Source organism: Segatella hominis (genome assembly GCF_019249725.2).
Taxonomy (GTDB): domain Bacteria; phylum Bacteroidota; class Bacteroidia; order Bacteroidales; family Bacteroidaceae; genus Prevotella.
Genome location: NZ_CP137559.1, coordinates 731,511 through 748,525 on the forward strand (window position 1 = coordinate 731,511; position 17,015 = coordinate 748,525).

14 protein-coding genes and 1 tRNA gene are annotated in these 17,015 nt (G+C 46.6%); 5 read left to right on the forward strand and 10 right to left on the reverse strand.

Annotation, left to right across the window (positions count from 1 at the left end; translation table 11 throughout):
- The first annotated feature begins 14 nt into the window (after positions 1 to 14).
- The 3 genes from queC (at position 15) to KUA50_RS02875 (ending at position 2,106) form a co-directional block, all read left to right on the forward strand.
- Positions 15 to 668 (forward strand): 7-cyano-7-deazaguanine synthase QueC, encoded by a 654-nt coding sequence (queC, locus tag KUA50_RS02865; RefSeq protein WP_022111156.1) that lies wholly within the window; start codon positions 15 to 17, stop codon positions 666 to 668.
- Between the two features lie 49 nt (positions 669 to 717).
- Positions 718 to 1,848: a TlpA disulfide reductase family protein gene (locus KUA50_RS02870; RefSeq protein WP_022111157.1), complete on the forward strand. Its 1,131-nt coding sequence runs from the start codon at positions 718 to 720 to the stop codon at positions 1,846 to 1,848.
- Positions 1,849 to 2,031: 183 nt separating this feature from the next.
- Positions 2,032 to 2,106: transfer RNA gene (locus KUA50_RS02875), tRNA-Arg, on the forward strand.
- Positions 2,107 to 2,291: 185 nt separating this feature from the next.
- Here KUA50_RS02875 and KUA50_RS02880 read toward each other — a convergent pair.
- From KUA50_RS02880 to dnaN, 6 genes are read right to left on the reverse strand one after another with little or no spacing between them, the layout of a single operon-like run.
- Entirely contained in the window at positions 2,292 to 3,944 is a 1,653-nt protein-coding gene (locus KUA50_RS02880; RefSeq protein ID WP_218457400.1) for a tetratricopeptide repeat protein, read from the reverse strand.
- The gene (recN, locus tag KUA50_RS02885; RefSeq protein ID WP_218457401.1) at positions 3,941 to 5,599 is read right to left on the reverse strand and encodes a DNA repair protein RecN; all 1,659 of its coding nucleotides are present in this window, start codon (positions 5,597 to 5,599) and stop codon (positions 3,941 to 3,943) included. The genes KUA50_RS02880 and recN overlap by 4 nt, the downstream gene beginning before the upstream one ends.
- 2 nt (positions 5,600 to 5,601) lie before the next feature.
- Positions 5,602 to 6,546: a DUF4835 family protein gene (locus KUA50_RS02890; protein ID WP_413777440.1), complete on the reverse strand. Its 945-nt coding sequence runs from the start codon at positions 6,544 to 6,546 to the stop codon at positions 5,602 to 5,604.
- Positions 6,524 to 7,795: a bifunctional phosphopantothenoylcysteine decarboxylase/phosphopantothenate--cysteine ligase CoaBC gene (gene coaBC / locus KUA50_RS02895; RefSeq protein WP_218457402.1), complete on the reverse strand. Its 1,272-nt coding sequence runs from the start codon at positions 7,793 to 7,795 to the stop codon at positions 6,524 to 6,526. Before coaBC ends, KUA50_RS02890 begins: the two co-directional genes overlap by 23 nt.
- 19 nt (positions 7,796 to 7,814) lie before the next feature.
- A complete protein-coding gene (locus tag KUA50_RS02900) occupies positions 7,815 to 8,678 on the reverse strand; it encodes a 3'-5' exonuclease (protein WP_022111162.1) in 864 nt (287 codons plus the stop codon).
- Between the two features lie 27 nt (positions 8,679 to 8,705).
- Entirely contained in the window at positions 8,706 to 9,830 is a 1,125-nt protein-coding gene (gene dnaN, locus KUA50_RS02905) for a DNA polymerase III subunit beta (protein WP_218457403.1), read from the reverse strand.
- Positions 9,831 to 10,082: 252 nt separating this feature from the next.
- On the opposite strand from dnaN, the gene KUA50_RS02910 reads away from it, so the two are divergent.
- Positions 10,083 to 10,523, forward strand: coding sequence for a DUF3127 domain-containing protein (locus tag KUA50_RS02910; RefSeq protein WP_218457404.1), 441 nt, complete (start codon positions 10,083 to 10,085; stop codon positions 10,521 to 10,523).
- Between the two features lie 349 nt (positions 10,524 to 10,872).
- On the opposite strand, the gene KUA50_RS02915 is transcribed toward KUA50_RS02910, so the two are convergent.
- Genes KUA50_RS02915 through KUA50_RS02925 form a run of 3 tightly spaced genes read right to left on the reverse strand, consistent with a single transcriptional unit; the run spans position 10,873 to position 14,621 of the window.
- Positions 10,873 to 12,060: an MFS transporter gene (locus KUA50_RS02915; RefSeq protein WP_134842666.1), complete on the reverse strand. Its 1,188-nt coding sequence runs from the start codon at positions 12,058 to 12,060 to the stop codon at positions 10,873 to 10,875.
- Positions 12,061 to 12,087: 27 nt separating this feature from the next.
- Positions 12,088 to 12,858, reverse strand: coding sequence for an NAD(+) diphosphatase (gene nudC / locus KUA50_RS02920; RefSeq protein ID WP_134842667.1), 771 nt, complete (start codon positions 12,856 to 12,858; stop codon positions 12,088 to 12,090).
- Entirely contained in the window at positions 12,855 to 14,621 is a 1,767-nt protein-coding gene (locus KUA50_RS02925) for a bifunctional metallophosphatase/5'-nucleotidase (protein WP_218457405.1), read from the reverse strand. The genes nudC and KUA50_RS02925 overlap by 4 nt, the downstream gene beginning before the upstream one ends.
- Before the next feature lie 198 nt (positions 14,622 to 14,819).
- On the opposite strand from KUA50_RS02925, the gene KUA50_RS02930 reads away from it, so the two are divergent.
- On the forward strand, positions 14,820 to 15,578 hold the full coding sequence (locus tag KUA50_RS02930; RefSeq protein ID WP_218457406.1) for a DnaJ domain-containing protein: 759 nt from the start codon (positions 14,820 to 14,822) through the stop codon (positions 15,576 to 15,578).
- Positions 15,579 to 15,716: 138 nt separating this feature from the next.
- On the opposite strand, the gene KUA50_RS02935 is transcribed toward KUA50_RS02930, so the two are convergent.
- On the reverse strand, positions 15,717 to 16,949 hold the full coding sequence (locus KUA50_RS02935; protein ID WP_218457407.1) for a zinc ribbon domain-containing protein: 1,233 nt from the start codon (positions 16,947 to 16,949) through the stop codon (positions 15,717 to 15,719).
- Between the last annotated feature and the right edge of the window lie 66 nt (positions 16,950 to 17,015).

A 17,015-nucleotide genomic window follows, 5' to 3' on the forward strand; every position in this document is an offset into this window, starting at 1 on the left:
AATATATAGAGGAAATGAAAGATTCAGTGATTATTGTGAGCGGTGGTATGGACAGTATCACGCTGCTCTACGACAAGAAGGACGAGATAGCTTTGGGTATCAGTTTCAATTATGGTTCCAATCATAATGAGCGTGAAATTCCCTTTGCCAAAATGCATTGCGAGCGTCTTGGCATCAAGCATATTACTATCGATTTGGGCTTTATGCACCAGTATTTCAAGAGCAGTCTCCTTGAAGGTGCCGATGCCATTCCAGAAGGACATTATGCAGATGACAATATGAAATCCACGGTGGTTCCTTTCCGTAATGGCATCATGCTGAGCATCGCCATCGGCATTGCAGAGAGCAATCAGCTGAAGAAGGTGCTCATCGCCAATCATGGAGGCGATCATACGATTTATCCCGACTGTCGTCCTGAGTTCATTGATGCCATCGACAAGGCGGCACAGGCAGGAACTTTCGTGGATGTGCAGGTGAGTGCTCCTTATACCAATATCACCAAGGCAGATATTGCACGTATCGGCAAGAAGTTGGGAATCGACTATGCTGAGACCTGGAGCTGCTACAAGGGCGGCGAAATCCATTGCGGTAAATGCGGCACATGCGTAGAACGCAAGGAAGCGCTTGCCGAGGCAGGTATCGAGGACACAACTGTATATGAAGCCTGATAGCAACGTGTATAAGATAAAAATTAGTAAATAATAAAATAACAACAAAATGAAAAAGAATTTGATTTTGAGTGCAGCTCTTTTGCTTTCTGCAACTGCAGCGATGGCACAGAGTGGCACTTTCACGTTGAAGGCCAACATGAAGAACTTCGGTGATACCGTGATTGTCTTTAAGAACAGAGGTGTGAAGAACGATACCATCTTGGTAAAGAAGGATAAGTTCACTTATACTACAACTTTGGACAAGCCAATGTCTATCATCTTCGCTACTCCAGGTACCTTCCGCAACACAGAGTACAAGATGGCTCGCATCGTAGCAGTGCCAGGTGAGAAGGCAGAGCTCGTAGGTGATGTTCTCACCCGTTACGATATCTCTGGTAGCAATTTCTATAAGCAGTACCATTCTGTGGATCTGATGCTGGAAGAGGCAGAGAAGCCTTTCACTGAGTTGCGTAAGTCTATCGAGGACCGCATGAAGAACGGTGGCGATCAGAATGCCCTCCGTAAGGAATATCAGGAGAAGGCTATGGAACTCGAGAAGGCACGCAATGAGAAGATAATGAATTACATTTCCCAGCATGCCAACGAGGAGGCAACTGCAGCACTCGTTCCTCAGTTCCAGGAGTATGACGTCATGCAGAAGGTAGTCAATATGCTTTCAGAGTCAGTTCGTAACGGTCGTATGAAGGCATTCTATCAGCCAATGTTGGATCAGGCAAAGGCTCAGATGGAGGCAGAGGAGAAGGCAAAGAAAGTGCAGGCAGCCGGTGTTGAGGCTCCTGATTTCACCTTGAAGGATATTGAGGGCAACGACTTCACCCTTTCCAGCTTGCGTGGCAAGTATGTAGTTCTTGATTTCTGGGGATCATGGTGCGGTTGGTGCATCAAGGGTATGCCTCAGATGAAAGAGTACTATACCAAGTATGCAGGTAAGTTTGAGATTGTAGGTATTGATTGCAATGATACCGAGCAGAAGTGGAAGGATGCTGTGAAGAAGCACGAGTTGCCATGGAAGCATGTTTACAATCCACGTAATGGTGCCGAGAATGTTTGCGACAAGTATGCCATCCAGGGTTTCCCTACCAAGATTGTACTTTCTCCAGAGGGTAAGATTGTGAAGACCATCGTAGGTGAGGATCCTGCATTCTATACATTGCTCGACGAGTTGTTCAGTAAGTAAATGTTGCGCACCGTTCATCTGGTGCAGAAACGCAGTAAATATCCCTCTGTTTTCTTTTTAGACGGGGTCGTTTGCTTCTAAATAAGCATAAACAGCCAAATATTTGCAAAAATATTTGGCTGTTTCAATAAAAAGTTGTACCTTTGCACTCGCAAGTTTAGAAATTGCAAATGATTAATTGATGGTTCCGTAGCTCAGTTGGATTAGAGCAACAGCCTTCTAAGCTGTGGGTCTTGGGTTCGAACCCCAACGGAATCACAAAAATCATAGAAAAGAGGTTTGTCAGGAGTTCCTGATGAGCCTCTTTTTCTGTTAAAGTCTCTCCTTGTTTCGATGTGAAGAAGGAGTATTCACAATATTTTGATTAAAAAAGTTTGGGGAATAAAAAAGGCGCACGTTCTCTTTACGAGAACTGTACGCCTACTATAAATGAAACTTAAACTTTAATTCAATTTGTATTTCTTTAGATATTCATCTGCTCTGGTATCTCCCAGTTCCTTGGCTTTCAGAAGATTGCCTTTGGCTTCCTCTTTCTTGCCTTTCTCTGCTTGCAGAATACCGAGGAGAAGATAACCGTCTGCATATTCCGGTGCCAGTCTGATGCAGGCTTCTGCAGCGCTGATTCCCTCATCATATCTCTTCACGCGGAGATCGAGACTTGCCCATTCCGCAAAATAGGTCGGTTCGTTCGGATTGAGATAACAGGTGCGGGCGATGTCCAACAATGCCTGTTGCCACTGGCGCAACTTCATCTCGCATTTGTATCGGGCATAGAAGAAGGTAGGGGCTATCGGACGGGCTATGCTGTCATACATATTATAGTCTGCCAATGCTTCTCTGGTCTTGCCCTGGGCATCGAGGAAATTGGCACGTGCCAGATAATAAGGGGCGGCCATCTTGGTGCGAACTCCTACTGATACGGCACTGTCCAGAAGTATTTTCAACTCATTGTATGGTGCTTTCAGTTGACTCTTAGCCTGAGCAGCCTCATACCATATTTCGCCACTGTTCATCGGGGTCTTGGTCAGTTCCATAAACAGGTCGTATGCTTTCTGATAGTCCTTTTTCAGGTAGTTGATTTTACCTTCCTGATGCTTGTAAAGCGGCTCTGCTTTGATACTATATGCTTTCTGTGCTTCCTGTAATGCCTTGTCTGCATTCCAAGCTGGGTAGATAGAATCGCCTACGTATGCTACTTTCTGATAGATGAGGTCTGCGAAATCGCCGTGAGCCTCATTTTTCTTGCTGCATTTCTTGATGCTTTCCAGCATCACTTTCTCTGCCTCTTCAAATTGCTGTTTGTTGACCAATAAGGCTGCCTTTTCCTTATAACCGAATGAGGATGTAGGGAACTTGCCGATAAACTCGTCTGCATATTTCATGTTGTCCTCAGCCGATTTCTGTCCTTTGCTTAGCGTCATCATCGTGATGGCATCTTCCTCTTTGTCTGGTAAGGCGGTGCGGATTCCGCTTTCTCGAAGGGCTGCGTCCAGGGTGGAGAGACCGGTTACATGCAGTTGTTTGGCATAGTTAGCATCGATGGCCGTAACGGTACCGTTGGAGTGCATGAGTCCGATTACTTGTCCGTCTTTATTGACAAATGGGCAACCGATAGCATTCTCTGGCATGGTATTGCTGAAAATATAGTAGTTGTAGGAGGTGTTAAACTGTTCTACGCTACTGATATCCTCTTGCTGGTATTGTGGTTTTTTGATTGAGTAAGGAACCAGCCATACCTTGTTGCCTGCTTCTGAAGCCTTGCTTGCAATCGGTGCAGCATTGGTATTACCGATGACTCTGAATTTAGCCATATCATACAATTCGTCAGCACCCATGATGGCATCTACTTCCATCGATTTGCCATTGGCATCTACTACGGTTGCCTTGGTAGCACCGATAAATGGCTTGAAGGTACTGATGGCAGTGCCCTTGTTGTCGATGAAGACGCCCTGGGTAGAAGCGATGATGCCTCCATCTTTATTGAAGGTGGTGAGTGAGAATACACTCTTGGCTACCTTCTGCACAGAACCCGGCTGTGCAAGGAGGGATGATGCTCCGACCATCCATCCTATCATTGTTATATATATTCTTTTCATATTCTTAATAATTCCTTGGCATTAGCGAGTGCTGCCTCACTGACATCACTTCCGCTGAGCATCTGAGCGATTTCCTGTATGCGTTCCTGCTGTGATAGTTCTGTCATGCGACTGATGGTTCCTTCATCGGTTTCTTCCTTGCTCACCTTGTAGTGGTGACTGCCCATGGCTGCTATCTGTGGCAGGTGGGTAATGGAAAGTACCTGTCGTTCGTGGTTGCCCATCTCTACCATGATTTGTGCCATCTTCTCTGCTATCTTGCCGCTTACTCCGGTATCTATCTCATCAAAGATGATGGTTGGGAGTTTCACGGCTCCGCTGATCATAGCCTTCAGTGAGAGCATCACACGGGCAATCTCTCCTCCTGATGCTACCTGGGTAACAGGTTGGAGTGGGGTGCTCTTGTTGGCACTGAAGAGGAAGCTTACCTTATCTCCACCATCGTGGCTGAGCGGTTTCTCTGTCAGACTGATGCTGAATCTTACGTTTGGAATGCCCAGCGGGATGAGGCGTTGTTTCATTTCTTCCTCCACCTTCTTGGCAGCCTTCGTACGGATGGCGGTCAGTTCCTTTGCCAGTTTCTGTGCTTTCTCTAACAATTGGGCCACTTCCTGTTCCAAGGCTTCCACATCTTCGTCGCTATGGTCGATGTGTGAGAGTTGTTCCTCGAGCTGATGGTAGGTTTCTATCAGTTCACCCAAGTCTCTGACGTGGAATTTCTGCTGCAGCGAGTTGAGTTTGTCCAGTCGTTCATTGATGGTCTCCAGACGGGCAGGGTCGAATTCTACATGATCTGTCAGGCCATTGATGTCCTGGGCAATATCTTTCAGTTCGATATAACTGGAATCGATGCGATCCAACAGTTCGGTTACTTCGGGATAAACATCCTTGATATTAGCGAGTTGCTCGGATGCCTGTTTCAGTCTTTCGATGATATTGCCGTCATCTCCCGACAGATGGTTGTCTGCCTGATAGAGTGCCGTCTTGATGTCTTCGGAATGACTGAGCATCTCATATTCCTGTTCCAGTTCTTCCTGTTCTCCGTTCTGCAGTTGTGCCTCATCGAGTTCCTTAAACTGGAATCGGAGGAAGTCCTCGTTCTCTCTGTTCTTTTCGATTTCTGCCTTCAGAGCGTTCAGTTTCTGGTTGGCTTGTTTATATTGATTGTACGCAGCCTCATAGTTCTTCCGCTGTTTCTCGTCCTGTGCGATAATATCCACCACATTGAGCTGGAAGTCTTCCTTCTGCAACAGGAGATTCTGGTGCTGCGAATGTATATCGACGAGCTGTTCCCCCAGTTCCCTCATCTTGGTCAGCGATACCGGTGTATCATTGATGAAAGCACGGCTTTTCCCTGCTGCCGTCAACTCACGGCGGATGATGGTATCCGACAAATCTTCATCGATGTCATTGTCGGTGAAGAACTGTTGCATATCATATTTAGACAGATCGAAGTGTGCCTCGATGACGCAACGGTCTCTGCCAGCCTTGATAGACTTGCTGTCAGCACGGTTGCCTAACAACAGACCGATGGCTCCGAGGATGATACTCTTTCCTGCACCCGTTTCACCCGTGATGACAGAGAAGCCTGGGTGCATCTGGATGTTGAGTTCGTCGATGAGCGTGAAATTCTTGATATATAATTGTTTGAGCATAATTATTGCTTGATTTTGTCCCACGAATTGTTCTGTGTAGGATTGATGGAGAAGAGCAGATCATAGATGCTTTCCTTCTCTTTCTGAGTTCCTTTTCCCTTGTAGATATTGGCGAGCTCGTCTTTCTTGTAGTCCGTCCATATCTGTGGCAGGAGACTGAGCGGCTTGTTTTCCCTTGCCTTCTTCAGGTTCTCCTCCAGAGTGGTCGTGATTTCTGTACGTCCTCGTTCTGCATTGTTTGCCATCTCGTCAAGTCCCTTTCTGTAATAATCGTATTGGAGTTGGCGGAATGGTTTCATACCTCCGTCCAGATAGTCGGCGATGATGGCATAGCGGTTTCGGTTGTTGTCGAAAGCTTTCCATCCCGGGAAGTCGAGGTTCTGGGCATTGTTGGTGAGATTCATGCAGCGCTGCAGGATGTCTTCTCCTCCCATCGGGGAGAAGGTGTCGAGATCCAGACCGATGATGAGATAAGCGTAGTAGGCGAAGAGGGCAGTCAACTGGTTGTCGAGGGTTTCCTCATTGAATTCAATCTGGTCGAACTCAGCAAACTTGAAGATGAAGTTCTCGTCCACATTATTATATATAGTAGTGGTGTAGGCGGAGTTATATACGGGGCGGTTGGCCTGTATGAGTGCCTTGCAGGTGAAGAGACCTTGGCTCTTGTCATACTTGCTCACCGTCAGATTGAAGTTGCAGTTGATGCGCTCGTTCTTTTGAAATTGCAGATGCGTCCATTGTCGCTCGTTGACGAATCTCTCTAATGTCTGCTGCAAGTTGTCGAAAACCGCATTTTCCGTACCTGAAATCTGGGCATGGTTGATGGTAATCTTTGCTTGCAGTTCCTGTGCATGAATATAGGATGCACCACTAACAAGCAGGGTGCATCCTATGATTAGTATCTGAAGGCAGAAGCCTTTCATCTTAGAAGAGTTTAGCCAATTCATCGATGATGTCGGCAGCCACTTCAGTCTTTGGCTTTTTCTCATATTCTATCTTACCCTTTTCAGAAATAATCGTGATTTGATTTTCGTCTGTCCGGAAGGTGGTGCCTGGGTTGCGGGTGGAATTGAGCACGATGAAGTCTGCGTTTTTCTTGATACGCTTCTTCTCTGCATTCGTTTCCTCATCATTGGTTTCCAGTGCGAAGGCTACGATGTGCTGGTCTTCCTGTTTCATCTGTCCCAATGCGGCAGCGATGTCGTGGGTGGGTTCCAGACGCAGGAGCAGATCGTCCTTCTCGCGTTTGATTTTCCTGTCTGCCACCTCAGCTGGTTTGAAATCAGCCACTGCGGCACAAAGGATAGCTGCATCCATTTTTCTGCCCGTTGAGTTTCCATCGGTCTTTCCTTCGAAAGCCTTCGTGGAAGCCTGATACATCTCCTCACAGCTCTCCACGTCGATGCGGTGGATGTCCTCATGACAGGAGAGTGATACTGGTCCGGCAACGAGGGTTACGTCAGCTCCTCTCTGTCGGCATTCCTCAGCCAAGGCAAATCCCATCTTGCCGGAAGAATAGTTGCCGATAAAGCGCACAGGATCTATCTTCTCATAGGTAGGACCGGCTGTGATAAGGATACGTTTCCCCGCCAGATCCTTTCCCTTGATACAGTCCTTTATGCCTTCCTTGTTTCCATCCTTCATTCCGTCCAGCAGATCGAAATACTGGTCGATGTAATCCACGATGACCTCAGGTTCTTCCATACGTCCTTTACCCTCCAATCCGCTGGCAAGGAATCCCGAAGCCGGTTCGATGATGATATTGCCGTATTCCTTCAGTCTTGCCATGTTGGCTTGCGTAGAAGGATGCTTATACATATCGAGATCCATGGCAGGAGCCAGGAATACAGGAGCCTTCATGGAGAGATAGGTGGTAATCAGCATATTGTCAGCGATACCGTTTGCCATCTTTCCCATGGTAGAAGCCGTACAAGGAGCGATGACCATTGCGTCTGCCCAGAGACCGAGATCTACATGAGAGTTCCAGGTGCCGTCGCGCTGAGAGAAGAATTCGCTTACCACGGGTTTATGAGTGAGGGCAGAGAGGGTGACAGGGGTAATAAACTCCTTTCCGGCAGGAGTGATGACCACCTGAACCTCAGCGCCCCGCTTGATGAATCCTCGTATAATCAGGCATGCTTTATAGGCTGCAATCGAGCCTGTGATGCCCAATACGATTTTCTTTCCTTTTAACATAATCTGTGATTAGAAGAAATTACTTTCCCATTCGTTTGTTGTACTCACGGAGACGGATGCGGGTGAGTACCTGCTTGGTGTTGTTGGTAAATTCGCTTCCTAATATCCAGGTGTAATAGCCTGGGTCCTTGGAAAGGATTTCTGCCACATCCCAACCTTTGTACTTACCGAAGTTGAACACCTCGTGCTTGAGTGGTTCACCTTTCTCGTCGAGCACTGCTTTTCCGTTGGCATCCACTACTTCTTTCCAGATGATGCGTCCGGCGAAATCTACGTTGTCCTTCTGCTTAGAGAATGCTGCAAGCTCATCCATATCATTGTTGAGTACACGGTCCGGTTCTTCCTGTACGCCTGGAGCATATCTGTCCAATTCACCCATGAGTACACGGTAGGTAGCCTCTGTATCCTGATCGGCACGGTGAGCCTCGAAGTCTTCCTCCATCTTTCTGCCGCAATAGAACTTATAGGCTGCAGCTAAGTTGCGTCGCTCCATCTTCATGAAGATAGTCTGTGCGTCGATGAGGCGGCACTTGTTGAAGTCGAAGTCGATGCCTGCACGGAGAAACTCCTCTGCGAGCATAGGAACATCAAAATGGTTGGAGTTGTAACCGGCAAAGTCGCAACCGGTAAATTCCTGTTCGAGTGTGGCAGCCAACTGCTTGAAGGTAGGCGCGTCTTTCACGTCCTCATCGCTGATACCAGTCAGTTCTACCACCTCTTGTGGAATTGGTCTTCCCGGATTGACAAAGAGGTTCTTTCGAACCTCCGTGCCGTCTGGACTGACCTTAATATATGACATCTGTATGATGCGGTCTTTGATGAAGTCGAGACCCGTAGTCTCCAAATCAAAGATGATCAAAGGTTTCTTAAGATTCAGTTTCATTTTCTTTCTTTTCCTTTCTCTGCGTGATTAGTCGTTGAGCAACATAGGCATGAGCAGCATGAGGACATCTTCGTTTTCAGGCTGTTCGGCTGGAACGATGATACCAGCACGACTTGGGTCTGCAAGTTGGATAATCACCTGTTCGCTGCTGAGGTTGTTGAGAATCTCCTGCAAGCTGCTGCCCTTGAAACCGATGCTCATGTTGGTATTGTTAGATTCGCATACGAGCTGTTCCTTAGCTGATGTAGCGAAATCTACATCTTCTGATGAAACCTCCATGTGGTTGTTGTCGATTTTGAGGCGAACCAACTGGCTGCTTTCGCTGGCGAATGGCATGACACGGCGCAAGGCACTGATCAGGGCACGGCGATCTACAGTCACCTCGTTAGGGTTATTTGGAATCACAGAGTTGTAGCTTGGGTATTTTCCCTCGTAGAGAATACATCTCAAACTGCCGTCTGTAAAGAGAATTTCTGCACTCTTCTCATCAAACTTGATGGTTACGTCACCTTCTTCGCGTGAGAGGATGTTCTTCAGGAGTGTAGCTGGCTTCTTAGGAAGATCGAAAGCAGCAGGAGTATCGCTCTTGATAGTGAAGTTCTTGTTGCGTACCAACTTATGTCCGTCACTGGCTACGATATTGAGTGATTCTGGTGTCAAATCGAAGTAGATACCGTTCATCACTGGGCGCAACTGGTCGTTGGCAGTAGCAAAGAGGGTACGGGTGATATTGTCGATGAGCACAGCTGCGTCGATGGCTACGGTATGTGCAGCATCGTTAACGCTCTGTGTGCGAGGATATTCATCAGCACTTTGCGCAGTGAAGTTATAGAGACCATTCTGGTATAAGATCTTGATAGCCAAGGTGCCCTCTGTATCGATTTCGAAATCGAGTGGCTGCTCAGGGAGTTCCTTGAGAGATTCGAGGATAACCTTGTTAGGGATACAGAATTCTCCTTCACCGTCGCACTCTGTGAGTTCGATGGTAGTTTTGAGAATATTGTCACTGTCGCTGGCTGTGATGGTCATCTCGCCTCCGGCTACTTGGAATAAGAAACAGTCAAGGATAGGCAGAGAGTTCTTTCCACCGATGACCTTGGCAAGCATGTTGAGCTTATTGCTCAACGCAGTACTGGATAATGTAAATCTCATGAGTATTTTGTATTTTTAATATTATCTGTTACTGATATTGTTGTTATTATTCTATTGTTTCTGTTATATGACGAGCCAGTAGGCAACTTGTTGTTTCCTAAAAGCTGTAATATGAGCACAAAAATACAAAAAATATCGGTTATAGGCAAAAAAAACAGAGAAATGTTTTAGTTTTTGAACTATTTTTAGTAATTTCGCAAACTGAAAGGTAACTTTCTTCGTTTTTGAAACAAAATATTAATCGAGAAATATATGGAATTACAAGGAAAGGTCATTGCCGTTTTGCCTGAAAGAAGCGGTGTCTCTGCAAGAGGCGAGTGGAAGTCGCAGTCGTTTGTCATCGAGACTCACGAGCAATATCCTAAGAAATTAGTGTTTGACGTATTTGGCGCTGACCGTCTGGCTCAGTTCAACATACAGAGTGGTGAGGAGATTAATGTTTCATTCGACATTGATGCTCACGAATATAATGGTCGTTGGTTTAACAATGTACGTGCCTGGAATGTAGTAAAGGTAGATCCTAATGCTGTTGGCATGATGGGTGGTGTTCAGCCTGGTGCTGCTCCATTCCCTCCAATGGGTGCTCCTGCTGCTCCTGCTGGTGGTGCTACAGCTCCATTCCCTCCAGCTCAGAATGCAGCTCCTGCTGCTGATGCCACTGCTGGTGGTAGTGCAGACGATCTTCCGTTCTAAATGACGACACATCTAAATAATGAAAAAATCGCTTCTTTCGAGTCTTTTCGAAAGAAGCGATTTTTTTATCTCTGTACTCACTTTTAATTTATTCCTTCTAGATTTTATCCCAAATTGTTAATCATATCTTTGAAGAAATATATAAAGTCACTGAACTTTCGTATATAAGGAAGTTAAAGGAGTTAAGAAAGTTAAGACGTATGTCTTGTTGCTTAAAAAACTACGTCAAAAAGACTATTGTCTTAACTCCTCAGCGACCATAGGGAGTGATAACTCCTTTAACTCCTGAATTTGCGAAACTTGAATTAATTTAGAATTATATTTATATTTTTTCTAAAATTTCGGTTTTCTATTCCATTCTTCTTCTTTTCTCAAAGAATTTCTTGGAAGCGAGGAAAAAGAGGGCTACACTGGCAGCATTTTCTATTGCTACCATCCAGAATGTAGTATTGTAACTGAAATGTTCTGCCACAACGCCTCCTAAAAGACAACCGATACCGAAACCTAAATCCCAACCGGTAAGAATACTACTGTTGGCAGTACCTCGCTGGTCGTGGCGGGCTACATTGATAAACATGTTGAGGAAAGCAGGGTAGAGGTGTCCATTGCCCAGTCCGATAAGGGCAGCAGAGAGATAATAAGCTATCGGATGATGAACGCCTACGAAGAGAAGGAATCCCACAAGAGAAATGCACATACCTTCGGCTGCATTCTGAGTTAACTTACCTTGGCTCAATGCCTTACGACCTTGCAGACGGGAGGTGAAGAGACCGATGGAAAGAATGGCAAAATAGGTGCCGGTTCCTCCCGTAATGCCCAATTCCTCCTTGCTGTAGATGGCAAGGTAGTTGCTGAGTACTCCCCAACAGAAACCAAACATGGCGATATTGATGGCGAGCAACCAGGCACGGGTCAGGAAGAAACGGTCGAAAGAGATTTTCTCCTTGTTCTTGATGATTTCCTTCTCAGGTAAGCGGATGGTTCCTGCGATAACTACAGAGGCTAAAGCCACCAAAAAGGCTATCCAGAAAAGAACCATGTAGCTCCCCACGAAATCGTGGAGATAAATTCCTATGGATGGAGCAATAGCCATGGCGAAGTTATTGCTCAATCCATAGAGACCGATACCTTCATTGCGGCGGCTCGAAGGGAGTACATCGATGGCACAGGTACTGTTGGCTACTGTGACTGCACCGAAAGGACCGCCATGAAGGGTACGGCAAATGGCAAACATGAGGATGGTGCCAGCAGCGATATAACCGGCAAAGAAGATGGCAAAGCCCGACAAACAGAACATGAGTACCTTCTTTCGGGAGAAACTATCGACTACATATCCACTGAATGGTCGGATGATGAGAGCTGCCACGGTATAGCCGCTCAGTACAATTCCAATGGTATCCTTTGTTGCTCCGAAAGTCTCGCTCAGATAGAGTGGGAGCAGGGGAGTAAGAAGGTAGAAGGCAAAGTACAACAGGAAATTGGTTGTCATCACCTTCACATAGTTTGCATTCCAGAGTTTCTCTTTATTCGTTGACATACACCTATATGTTTTACCGTTAATGAATTATTTTTCTTCCAACCAGGCATCAATAAGCTTTCTGGCGATGGAAAGTTTCTCGGGGAGGATAGGGAGATTGTCCTTCCTAAACCATCTTCCGCGGGAGAGTTCTTCTTTCTGAAGATGAATCTCCCCATCTACGTAGTCGGCTGTAAAACCAATCATCAGTCCGCTCGGATAAGGCCACGGCTGGGAACCGAAGTATTTGATATTGGTAATGGTGAGTCCGGTTTCCTCCATCACCTCACGGTGAACGGCTTCCTCCAGACTCTCGCCAGTTTCAACGAATCCTGCTACGAGACTGTCGAAATTACCTTTGAAGTTGCGGGCATGAACAAGAAGCACCTCATCGCCCTTGTGGATGAGTACGATGATGGCTGTGGCGAGGGAAGGCCAAACCTGTTTGCCGCAGTTGGTACATTTCTTGCTGATGTCTGTCGCCATTTCCATAGGCGCACCGCAGACTCCGCAGAAGTGGGTGTTCTGGTCCCAGTAGTTCAATTCCTGACACTTGCCAGCCTTCTGGTAGAGTGCCGGAGAGAGCTTGTAGAAACTGGGACGGAGACCGCACATCTCGTATTTCGGATTGTCTGTGATAGGTTCAGGAATAGTGAACGTTTTCACCTCCGTACCATCTTCCATTGGAGTAATGTTGAGGATATGTGTCCAGGGCTTCGTCTCTATCGGGCACTCCTCACTGCATGGAATCGTGTAGGTTCCGTCTTCTCTCTTTTCCAAGACGATATCCGTCTTGCAGAATATAAACCAATATTTCATTTTTTCTTACCGAATAAAAGTTGATAGTCTCTTTCTGCGGCAGGCTTCACCCAATTCTCTGGCACAAATTTCCAGTTGCCGTTAGCCTTTGCCTCAATTTCGCCCATACGTGAAATCTCCTCCATGAGATAGAAACGCTGGTCTTTCTCACTGCGATATACGATGCGCTTCTCCAGTTCTTCCTTTGGAATACCGGCACCCTTGGTCAGGAGTTCACCACCGCCATTGCCGCGATAACTGTTCACTGCCACATTGTAGAATTTCTTCTCATCGAAAGGTTGTCCGTTGCTCATGCGCAGGATCTTCACCTTCTCTCCGTCTGGTTTGGTGACATCCACCTCGTAGTCGATGCCCGCAGCACTGTCGAAATTAAAAGAGAAGTTCTTGAAACCGAGTCGTTGCTGGTCGCCGAAAGTCTTTTCGTCCAGCAGCAGGAGATGGTCGTCAGGACTCTTCATGGTGTTAACCCAGAGGTCGTAGCTCATTTCCAGATGCTTGCGTATCTCTTCACCGGTGAGGCGCATGGTATAGAGTCCGTTCTCATATTTATAGAGATTGAACATATCGCTGACACGGATAGGTCCCTCCTCAATGACAGCATTCATCTGCAGCGGAGCATTGAAAGCGATGTCGGCCTTGGTAATCTGGAGCATCAGGTTGAGGATGAAATCATTGAAAGCGCAATCGCCGAAGAATGCCTCACGACTGTAGATGGCGTTCTTGAAAGTTCCGATTTCCTTGTTGACATACTTATCTACCGCTTCCATCTGAGGCTTGAAGGCTGCCATGAATTTCTCATCGATAGGACAGTCTGTCACGTCTGCTATCTTGCCATGCACCTGCTTGTTCTGCAGGATATGCGCTGTCTTGTTGTTGATGGTATGCTCATCGATGTTGATGGTGATTTCTGCATCTGCCACGCTGATGGCATTGTTGGCAGGGTCGAGACATACCACCTGCTTGCCCTCATTATTGGTGATGGTCTTGCAATGGCGGGTATGGTCGTGACCGAAGAGTACCAGGTCGAATCCCGGAACCTCCTGTGCCACCTTCTGTGCTGCATCTTCCTCGTATTCATCGGTCTTGATGCCGCCGTCCCAACCGCTATGGAAGAGACCAATCACAACATCCGGGTCTTCCTTCTCCTGCAACTGCTTCATCCAGTACTTGGCAGAAGTCACCATGTTCTCAAAGCGGAGACCGCTCCAGAGGTTTTCTGCCAACCAGTTAGGGATGGCAGGAGTAATCATGCCCAGGACGGCAATCTTCACACCCTCGCGGTTGAGGATGATATAAGGTTTCACGTAAGGAGCCTGGGTCTTGGTGTCGATGATATTGGCACCGATCACAGGACAGTTGAGTTCCTTGATCCACTTGTCGTAAACCGCATGGCCGGTCTCAACGTCGTGATTACCAAAGGTTTGTGCGTCATACTTCAAGTAGTTTACCACATCTGCTGCCACGTTTCTTTCCTTTGTAGCGATGTAGTTGTAATAATAGCAGGTAGGTTGTCCCTGCAGGATATCTCCGTTTTCCAGCAGGATGAGATTATCCTTGTAGGTTTGGCGGAGAGAATCCACGTATGAAGAAACACGAGCGAGCGAACCAGCCTTCGGCTTGCGGTTGATGAAATCGTAAGGGAAGAAGGAACCGTGTACGTCACTGGTTTCTATTACTCTTAGCTTGACAGTTCTTTGTTTAGCCATGATTGCATTTGGATTAAGAGTTAGCGCCATCAGTAGCGCAGCCATTAATTGTTTCATAACTGAAAGAATTTATTAATTTCTGTAAATCAAGTATCAGTGAAGGGGCATGTCACTGTTTCTGACAGATGAGTCGTCTTTTCTGTCAGTCCACATGAAAATTCCCCATTTGGATGCAAAATTACAAAAAAGAAATGAATACGGCATACTTTTTGTAGGATAATTGCTAAAAACTTTAAAAATGGAGGAATTGTAATTATGGCATTTGTAGATTATTATAAGATTCTCGGTGTGGATAAGAATATCCCTCAGAAGGATGTGAGAGCTGCTTATCGTAAACGCGCAAAGCAGTTCCATCCCGACTTGCATCCTAACGATCCGAAGGCGAAGGCAAAATTCCAGGCTTTGAATGAAGCCTATGATGTCATCTCCGATCCAGATAAGCGCGCCAAATATGATCAGTATGGCGAACAGTGGAAGAATGCGCAGGCTTATGAACAGGCTGGCGGTGGATTTGGAGGCTTCGGCGGCGGTGGTGCTGGTGGCGGCAATCCGTTTGAGGGCTTCGATTTCAGTAATTTCGGTTCGGGAGGCAGCGGTTTCAGCAGCTTCTTCGAAAATCTCTTCGGTGGTCGTGGTCGTAGCGCTGGAGGCTTTGGCGGTTTCGGTGGTTTTGGCGGAAACGCTGGGGCTGATTTCGGTGCTGGTGGTTGCAACGGCGGATGTGGTGGCAATGCCCGTCATAGTACTGGTGAGATGAACATGAATGTGAATATCGATATGTACACTGCCTTGTTGGGCGGTGAAGGTATTGTGAAATTGAGCAATGGCTCAAAGATCAAACTAAAGATCAAACCAGAGACGCAGAATGGTACGAAGGTTCGTGTTCGTGGCAAGGGTTATGACCGAGGCGACGGCACATTCGGTGATCTGATTATCACCTATAATGTGAAACTTCCTACAGGACTCACCGAGCGTCAGAAGGAATTGCTGAAAGAAATGAAGGAAGCGAAATAAGCAATGTATCGAAAATAAGCGAAAAAGCTAATTAAGCGTTTCGTCTAAAAAAGTAAAACTCCGATGAATATCAATCACATCGGAGTTTTTTTGTTTTTGAGATTAACCTGCTATCTTCTTACCTTTCATACCTGTTAATTATTCTGTGGTAACCTTCGCCATGTTGAAGGCAGAAACCTTTCCGTCTGGCGAAACGGTAGCGTTGATCTTGAATTTGTTCTCTACTTTGCTGCCATCGGTCTTGTCGATGTCCTGACGTGCAGAGAACTGTACCTGGAATTCATATTCCTGATCGCCTACCTCGCGTTTCTTGATCTGGTAGTCGTTGTTGAGGTGCCAGTTCATATTGCTCACATCTTCCTTGTAGAGTTTGTGCATGAAAGTAGCCACATCTGACTTGGTGGCAGAAGCCTTGCCGAGCAGCGAAGAGAGGATATCCTCGCAAGTCGCAGTCAGACCATCCTCATTTCGAGAGTTGATGCTCTGGAAGAACTGTCGGAAGAGATCGCTTATCATCTGCTTCTCTTCTGGCTGTACCTCACTGCTCTTGATTTTCTTCATGGCAATCTCAGCCTCTTCGATATGAGCACCGTCGGCATGTGCATCCAAGTATGCCTGATAAGCATCCACCGAGTTGTCTTTCTGGGCTAACTGCCAGTCAATGGAGTCAATCTTGTTCCAAATCTCGTTCTTATGCGGTGTGTTTGGATATTTTTGCAGGTATGCCTCCAGAGCTTCTTTGGAATCGCTGACGATGGCGTTGGTCCAGTCCTGATCTACCTGTTGCAGCATGTTGAGATGTGCAGTGATAGAATCGCGGTGAGCCTCATCTGCATCCTTGTATGTATCCAGGTAACTTTTGAGTACCATCGGGTCAGAGCTCTGCATTGCATATTCGTAAGCCTCCTGCTCCTTGTTCTTGTTGGCACTGTCGTAGAAATAATAGAAAATGCCGCATACCAGAATAGAGAAGATGGCTGATATGATGAAGACCAGACCTGGCTTCTTCTGTTTTGGCTGTTCCTTTCCCTCTGCATCTTGCTTGAATCCCTGTGCTGTAGGGCGAGGAGTTACCGGAGCAGTTGGAGTTGCTGATGGAGTAGGAGAAACCGGTGAAGCTGGTGCCGCAGGAGTTGTCGGTGGTACAGGAGTTACAGGTGGAGTTACAGGCTTTGGGTCTGTAACGGGTGGCACCTGAGCCTGATAAGTAGGTCGATGGCAGTTAGGGCACATCTCCTGAACCTTGAAATAAACCTCTCCGCAGTTAGGGCATTTGATAACCTTTCCTGCTATTTCTACGCCGCAGCTTGGGCAAATGGGTGCTTTGTCACTGATTTGATGTCCGCACTCTGGACATTTTATAATTGCCATGTTATTTCTAAATATTATTTATTACAAAAGAATTCTTGCTTTCTCGTTATCGGATTCTGATTCCCC